Genomic DNA, 7046 nt, shown 5'->3' on the forward strand with positions numbered 1-7046 from the left:
CGCCCCGGGCGCCGTTTCAGGCGGGCCTTCCGGGCCCACGGCACGGGCCGGCTTCTTCCCTTCCGGGGGTGGTTGCCGGCCCGTCGCTTTGCGGGCAAGCATTCAACCCGGTTCTCACGCTTTGAGGACGAAGGGGGGCTTGCTAGCATCCGTCCCCATGTTTCTCATCACCCTCGCGGAAAAGGGCGGCGGGACCGAGCAGCGCGAGTATCACAAGAATGAAGTCACCATCGGCCGTCTGCCGGGCAATGACATCATCCTCGCGAAGGGCAACGTCTCCAAGTACCACTCGCGAATCGTTGCCAAGGACGGGAAGTTCATCATCGTGGACATGAAGTCCACGAATGGCACGTTCGTGAACGGCAAGAAGATTGCCGCGCCCCAGGTTCTCAAGCCGACCGACCAAGTCTACATCGGCGACTACATCCTCAACGTCGAGGCGCTCGCGGACGAGGGCCCGGTGATGACCCGCGCGGGTCAGCCCGAAGAGGAGTACTACGACGAGCAGGGCGAGGAGCCCTACGAGGACGAGGAAGGGGCTTACGAAGAAGACGAGCCCTACGAGGAGGAGGAGGAAGAAGCGCCGCCTCCCGCGCCCGCTCCCAAGGGCATGCCGGCGTCGCTGGCGTCCGCCCTGGCGAAGAACAAGCGCAAGGTGGATCCGCGTCAGGAGCGCTACACCCGGCTCCAGAAGGAAATCCATGACCGGCTCATCGAGTACCTCGATCTGCGCCGCATGGACATGGACCGGCTCGGCGACGACGAGCTGTGGCGCCGCACCGAGAAGGCCATCCGCGACATCATCGACCAGATGGAAGCGGACGGAGAGCTTCCGGAGGACGTGGACCGCGAGGAGCTGCTCACTGACGTCATCAACGAGGCGCTGGGGCTCGGGCCCCTCGAGGCGTTCCTCGCGTCGGATGACATCAGCGAGATCATGGTGAACCACGCCAACCAGATCTACATCGAGCGCAAGGGCAAGCTGACCCTGTCGGAGAAGACGTTCTCCTCCAACCAGGCGGTGCTCGGCGTCATCGAACGCATCGTGGCGCCCATTGGCCGCCGCATCGACGAGTCCAGCCCGCTGGTGGACGCGCGCCTCAAGGACGGCAGCCGCGTCAACGCCATCATCCCGCCGCTGGCGCTGAAGGGTCCCTGCATCACCATCCGCAAGTTCAAGAAGGACTCGCTGAAGATCGCGGACCTCATTAAGTACAAGACCGTCACGGCGCAGATGGCCGAGTTCCTGGAAATGTGCGTCAAGGCCCGGCGCAACATCGTCATCTCCGGCGGCACCGGTTCCGGGAAGACGACGACGCTGAACATCATCAGCTCCTTCATCCCGGAGGGTGAGCGCATCATCACCGTGGAGGACGCCGCCGAGCTGCAGCTGCCGCAGGACCACTGGGTGCAGTTGGAGAGCCGGCCGCCCAACCTGGAAGGCAAGGGCGCCATCACCATCCGCGAACTGGTGAAGAACTGCCTGCGCATGCGGCCCGACCGCATCGTCGTGGGTGAGTGCCGCTCCGGTGAGACGCTGGACATGCTCCAGGCCATGAACACCGGCCACGACGGTTCGCTCACCACGCTCCATGCGAATACGCCGCGAGACGCCATCGCCCGCCTGGAGACGATGGTGCTCATGTCCGGCATGGACCTGCCGGTGAAGGCCATCCGTGAGCAGATCGCCAGCGCGGTGCACATGATCGTGCAGCAGACGCGCTTCTCCGACGGCACGCGGAAGATCTGCTACATCACCGAGGTGTCTGGCATGGAGGTCGACATCGTGACCCTCCAGGACATCTTCTATTTCAAACAGGATGGCTTCACGGAGGACCACAAGGTCCGTGGCCGCTACGTCGCCTCCGGCTTCGTGCCGAAGTTCTACGACGAGCTGCAGCGTAAGGGCATCCCCGTCAACATGAGCATCTTCCGCGAGGACTGACGCGCCCATGGCCACCCTGGTCGTCCGTCACCCTGACGGCACTGAGAACGAATTCGCCATCACGGGCGAGCTGAAGATTGGCCGCCAGCAGGGCAGTGACATCCTCATCACCGAAGGGGGCGTGTCGCGTACGCATGCGCGCGTCTTCGACGAAGGCGGCACCGTCTTCATCGAGGACGTGGGCAGCGCCAACGGCACGTTCGTCGACGGCCAGCGCATCATGGACCCCACGGCCCTGACGCCGCAGTCGGAGGTCCTCCTCGGGGACTACGTGCTGCGTCTCAAGGCGGCCGCGGTGCGGGGCTCTGGGGCCCGGCGCGCGGCGGCCAGGCCCGCGGCGGGGGGCGATGAGCCCGTGCCGGTGGGCGACGAGGGCGGCGGTGCACGCGCCACCCGGGCCATGCCCAGCATCAAGAAGGGCCCGGGCGCGGCGAAGAGCGAGCCCGGCGCGGCGCTGGCGAAGCGGCCCGCGCGTCCGGTACGTCCCGCCCCGGGTGGCGGCGCACGTCCGGCGCCGGCGGGTGGCCCGGTGCTTCGCGGCATGGTCGGTCCCTGGGCCGGCCAGACGTATCCGCTCAAGGGCAAGGTGCTCGTGGGGCGACAGCCGCCCGCCGCCATCATGCTGGATGACGACTCCGTGAGCCGCCGCCACGCGGAGCTGGAAGCGACCAGCGCGGGCGTGACGGTGCGGGACCTGGGCAGCGCCAACGGGACGCTGCTCAACGGCGAGCCGTTGGACCAGACGCCGGTCCCGCTCGAGCCGGGGGATCAGCTCCAGTTCGGCGTGGTGGAGATGACCTTCGAGCCCGAACCGTCCGCGGCGCCCGTGCGCCGGGGCGCGGCGGGCGCGGCGCGTGGGGGCTCGGACGAGGATCCCGCCGCCAAGCGCAAGAAGCTCATCATGGTGGCGGCCGGGCTGGTGGGCGTGCTGCTGATGGTGGGCATGGTGTCCTCCATCCTGAACCCCAAGCCGGTGGATGTTCAGGGGGCGGGCGCGGCCGCGCAGATGGATCCGACGCAGAAGATCCAGGAGCTGCTGAGCGAGTGCCGCTCCTACGCATCCAGCGAGCTGGGCGCCCCCAACTGGGAGAAGGCCCACGAGGTCTGCACCCAGGCGTTGGACCTGGACCCCATCCACCCGGAGGCGAACACGCTCATCCGGCGCATCAAGCTGGAGAAGGAGTCCTTCGAGTACTACTCGCAGGGCGAGCGGCTCTTGCAGCGGCTCAAGCCGGAAGAGGCCCTGGAGTCGTTCCGGAAGATCCAGAAGGAGAGCGAGTACTTCCGCCGCGCCCGCGCCAAGGCGCGCGAGGCCGCCGAGGCGGTGACGAAGCGCGCACAGGAGGACTGCAAGCTGTACCTGCGTGACTCGCAGTGGAGCGCCGCCGTGTCTCGCTGCGAGGTGTACATGGCGGTGTGGTGCCAGTCGAAGCCGCGCGAGGACCTGGAGCCGCCCCTGGGCTTCACGCTGAAGCTGGAGGGCCGCCTGCGCCGCGACGAGTGGCGGCCGAAGGATCCGATGTTCGTGAAGTTCCTCATCGCGCGGCAGAAGATGGACGCCAACGCGGCGCCGTGGGTGTGCCCGGTGGCGGAGGTGCTGGCCGGTGACGAGCGGGCCGTGGACCCGCGCACCTTCGTCATGGAGGCGGCGAAGAAGCGCTTCCCCAACAAGCTGATGCAGGCCGCGCTCCTGGACTACTGGGGTGGCCGTGGCAGCGAGGCGTTGGCCACCATGCAGAAGCTGCGCGCCAACTACGAGGCCGCGCAGTACCACGCCGAGGCGGACGAGCTGATGAAGATCATGTCCACCGTGGATCAGCTCTTCAAGGTGGGCCAGAGCTACCTGGCCGCCGAGGATCCGGAGAAGGCCGCCGAGCCCTTCCGCGAGGCGCTGGCCACGGACAAGGCGGTGATGTTGGAGCTGGCCGAATCCAAGCCGTCCTTCTACCGGCGCAACATCCTCCAGGACATCGCGGAGAAGTCGTACCAGCGCGGCAAGCACTGGGCCGACCGCGAGGACCGCCGGCGCGCCTGCCGCGTGTGGAAGCTGGGCTTCAGCTTCTACGCGGGTAATCCGAACCTGAACAAGGCGGCGGCCTTCTGCTCCTCGCGGGCCCTGGAGGCCTTCCGTGCGGCGTCGGGCTGCGGCGACATGGCGGTGGCGCTGGACTACGCCGTCAAGGGCGACGGCGTGGAGGAGATGGTCGTCGCGAAGCAGGCGGAGCTGGGCTGCAAGTAGCACGCGTCGTGGACAGGGCCGGGCGGGCGCGCTAGGCACGGGGGCATGGTCGACACCAGCCCTTCGCGCTCAGCGCCCACCCTGGTCCTCATCGACGCGTCCGGCTTCATCTTCCGCGCCTATCACGCCATCCCTCCGCTCACGACGAGCAAGGGTGTGCAGACCAACGCGGTGCTGGGCTTCACGCGCATGGTGCTCAAGGCCCTGCGCGAGCTGAAGCCCACGCACGTGGCGCTCGCCTTCGACAAGGAGAGCCGCACCGAGCGCCAGAAGATTGATCCGACGTACAAGGCGAACCGCGAGGGTCCCCCGGAGGACCTGGTTCCCCAGTTCGCCCTCATCCGCCGCGTGGTGGAAGCCATCAACGTGCCCGTGCTGGAGGTGGCCGGCTGGGAAGCCGACGACGTCATCGGCACCCTGGCCGTGAAGGCGAAGCAGGAGGGGTTCTGCGTCCAGGTCGTCACCGGCGACAAGGACTTCGTGCAGATTGTCGACGACGACGTGCGCCTGTACGACCCGATGAAGGACGTGCACACGCTGCCCGCGGACGTGAAGGCGCGGCTGGGCATCGAGCCGGGGCAGATGCGGGACTACCTGGCCCTCATCGGCGACGCGGTGGACAACGTCCCCAAGGTGCCGGGCATCGGTCCGAAGACGGCCACCGAGCTCATCCAGCAGTTCGGTGACGTGGAGACGTTGCTCTCTCGCCTGGATGAGGTGAAGAAGCCGAAGATCCGGGAGAACATCGCCTCGCACCGCGAGAGCCTCCTGCGCGCCAAGGTGCTCGTCACTTTCAAGACGGACCTGTCGCTGGACGTGCGCATGGCGGACCTGGCCCGCCGGCCGGTGGACGCGCAGCGCTCGCGCGAGCTGTTCACCGAGCTGGAGTTCTTCGCCCTCCTCAAGGAACTGCCCCAGCAGGACGGTGTCGCCGGGGCGCTCGAGGAGGTGAAGGAGAAGCCCGCGCCGCTGGCGGTGACGCCGCGGCTGGTGGGCGCGGACGCGGAGCTCGCCCAACTGGCTGGCGCCGTGCGCGAGGCGGGCGCCGTCACCCTGATTCCCGCTTACGAGGGCTCGCCTTTCGGCGCGAAGTTGGTGGGTCTGGGCGTGGCGCTGCCGGACGGGCAGACGGCGTATGTGCCGCTGCGGCACGCGCAGCTCGGCGTCACCCAGGTGCGGCCGGAGGCCTTCACCGCGGCCTTCCGCGAGGTGCTGGAGGACGCGGCGGTGAAGAAGGGCGGGCATGACCTCAAGGCGCTCAGCCTGGTGCTGGCCAACGACGGCATCACCCTGCACGGCGCGCACGACGACGTGGAGCTGCTCAGTTACCTGCTCAACCCGTCCCGCCGCGAGCACGCGCTGGTGGACCTGTCGCGCGAGCGGCTGAACACGGAGCTTCCGCTCCTGCCGCCCGCCGCCGAGGGCAAGCGCGGCAAGAAGGACCGCGCGCTGGCGGACCACACGGTGGAGGAGGTGGCCACCGGCTTCGCCATCCGCGCCGAGGCCGCGCGCCGGCTGGCGCCCGAGCTGTGGAAGGAACTGGAGGCGGCGAAGCTGGCGACGCTGGCTCGCGACATGGAGCTGCCGCTGTTGCCGCTGCTGGCGCAGATGGAGCGCAGGGGCGTGCTGCTGGACACCGCCGAGCTGTCGCGCACCTCCGTGAAGGTGGACGCCGCCGTCGAGGCGCAGGTGAAGGAGGTCTACCGGCACGCGGGCCGCGAGTTCAACATTGGCTCCAATCCGCAGCTGGTGGAGGTGCTCTTCACGGAGCTGAAGCTGCCCATCATCAAGCGGGGCAAGACGGGCCCGTCCGCGGACCAGGAGGTGCTGGAGAAACTGTCCGAGGAGCACCCGCTGCCGGGCGCCATCATCGAGTACCGCAGCCTGTCCAAGCTGAAGAGCACCTACCTGGACACGCTGCCCACGCTGGTGGCCGCCGACGGGCGCATTCACACCACCTACCACCAGGCGGCCACCGCCACCGGGCGCCTGTCGTCCACCGACCCGAACCTCCAGAACATCCCCGTCCGCACCGACCTGGGCCGGGAGATTCGTCGCGCCTTCGTGGCCGCGGAAGGGCACCAGCTGGTGAGCGCGGACTACAGCCAGGTGGAGCTGCGGCTGCTGGCGCACATCGCGGACGACCCCGTGCTCATCGAGGCCTTCCTCCATGACGAGGACATCCATACCCGCACCGCGGCCGAGGTGTTCGGCGTGGCCAAGGAGCAGGTGGACCGCGAGCAGCGCCGCGTCGCGAAGATGGTGAACTTCGGCATCGCCTACGGCCTGTCACCGCACGGCCTGGCGGCGCGGCTGGGCATTGCCCAGGACGTGGCCCGCGACATCATCGAGCGGTACTTCACGCGCTACGCCGGCATCCGGCGCTACCTGGAGGAGACCGTCGATAGGGCGCGCAAGACGGGCTACGTGGAGACGCTCTACGGCCGCCGCCGCTACATGGCGGACCTGAACTCCAAGAACCGCGGCGTGGCCCAGGCCGCCGAGCGCGCCGCCATCAACATGCCGATTCAAGGCACCGCCGCGGACCTCATCAAGAAGGCCATGTTGGCGGTGGACGAGGCGTTGACGGCCCAGAAGCTGCGCACGCGGATGCTGCTGCAGGTCCACGACGAACTCCTCTTCGAGGCGCCCGACGCGGAAGTGGAGCAGGTGAAGGTGCTGGCGGTGAAGGCCATGTCCTCGGTGGCCGACCTGAAGGTGCCGCTCAAGGTAGACGTGGGCGCGGGGCGCAGCTGGGCGGACGCGCACTGACGCACGGGCAGGGTGGGGCGGCGCGAAAAAATACGGGAGGAGCGCCCACCCCCTGCCTCTTATACACATCTCCGAGCCCACGAGACTACG

General features: G+C 68.3%; 3 protein-coding genes. All 3 read left to right on the forward strand.

What is annotated here, in order from left to right:
• Positions 1-157: 157 nt before the first annotated feature.
• Genes F8M74_RS27040 through polA form a run of 3 tightly spaced genes read left to right on the forward strand, consistent with a single transcriptional unit; the run spans position 158 to position 6956 of the window.
• Positions 158-1945, forward strand: coding sequence for an ATPase, T2SS/T4P/T4SS family (locus tag F8M74_RS27040; protein ID WP_141258870.1), 1788 nt, complete (start codon positions 158-160; stop codon positions 1943-1945).
• Between the two features lie 7 nt (positions 1946-1952).
• Entirely contained in the window at positions 1953-4184 is a 2232-nt protein-coding gene (locus F8M74_RS27045) for an FHA domain-containing protein (protein ID WP_141258869.1), read from the forward strand.
• A gap of 45 nt (positions 4185-4229) precedes the next feature.
• Complete coding sequence (gene polA / locus F8M74_RS27050; RefSeq protein ID WP_141258868.1) at positions 4230-6956, forward strand: DNA polymerase I; 2727 nt, start codon at positions 4230-4232, stop codon at positions 6954-6956.
• Positions 6957-7046: the final 90 nt, after the last annotated feature.

This window comes from Myxococcus sp. CA023, from assembly GCF_010998615.1.
Lineage (GTDB): Bacteria > Myxococcota > Myxococcia > Myxococcales > Myxococcaceae > Myxococcus.

Excerpts from the sequence above, each read along its gene's own strand:
- F8M74_RS27040 (WP_141258870.1), top strand. The coding sequence starts at position 158 with ATGTTTCTCATCACCCTCGCGGAAAAGGGCGGCGGGACCGAGCAGCGC.
- F8M74_RS27045 (WP_141258869.1), top strand. The coding sequence starts at position 1,953 with ATGGCCACCCTGGTCGTCCGTCACCCTGACGGCACTGAGAACGAATTC.
- polA (WP_141258868.1), top strand. The coding sequence starts at position 4,230 with ATGGTCGACACCAGCCCTTCGCGCTCAGCGCCCACCCTGGTCCTCATC.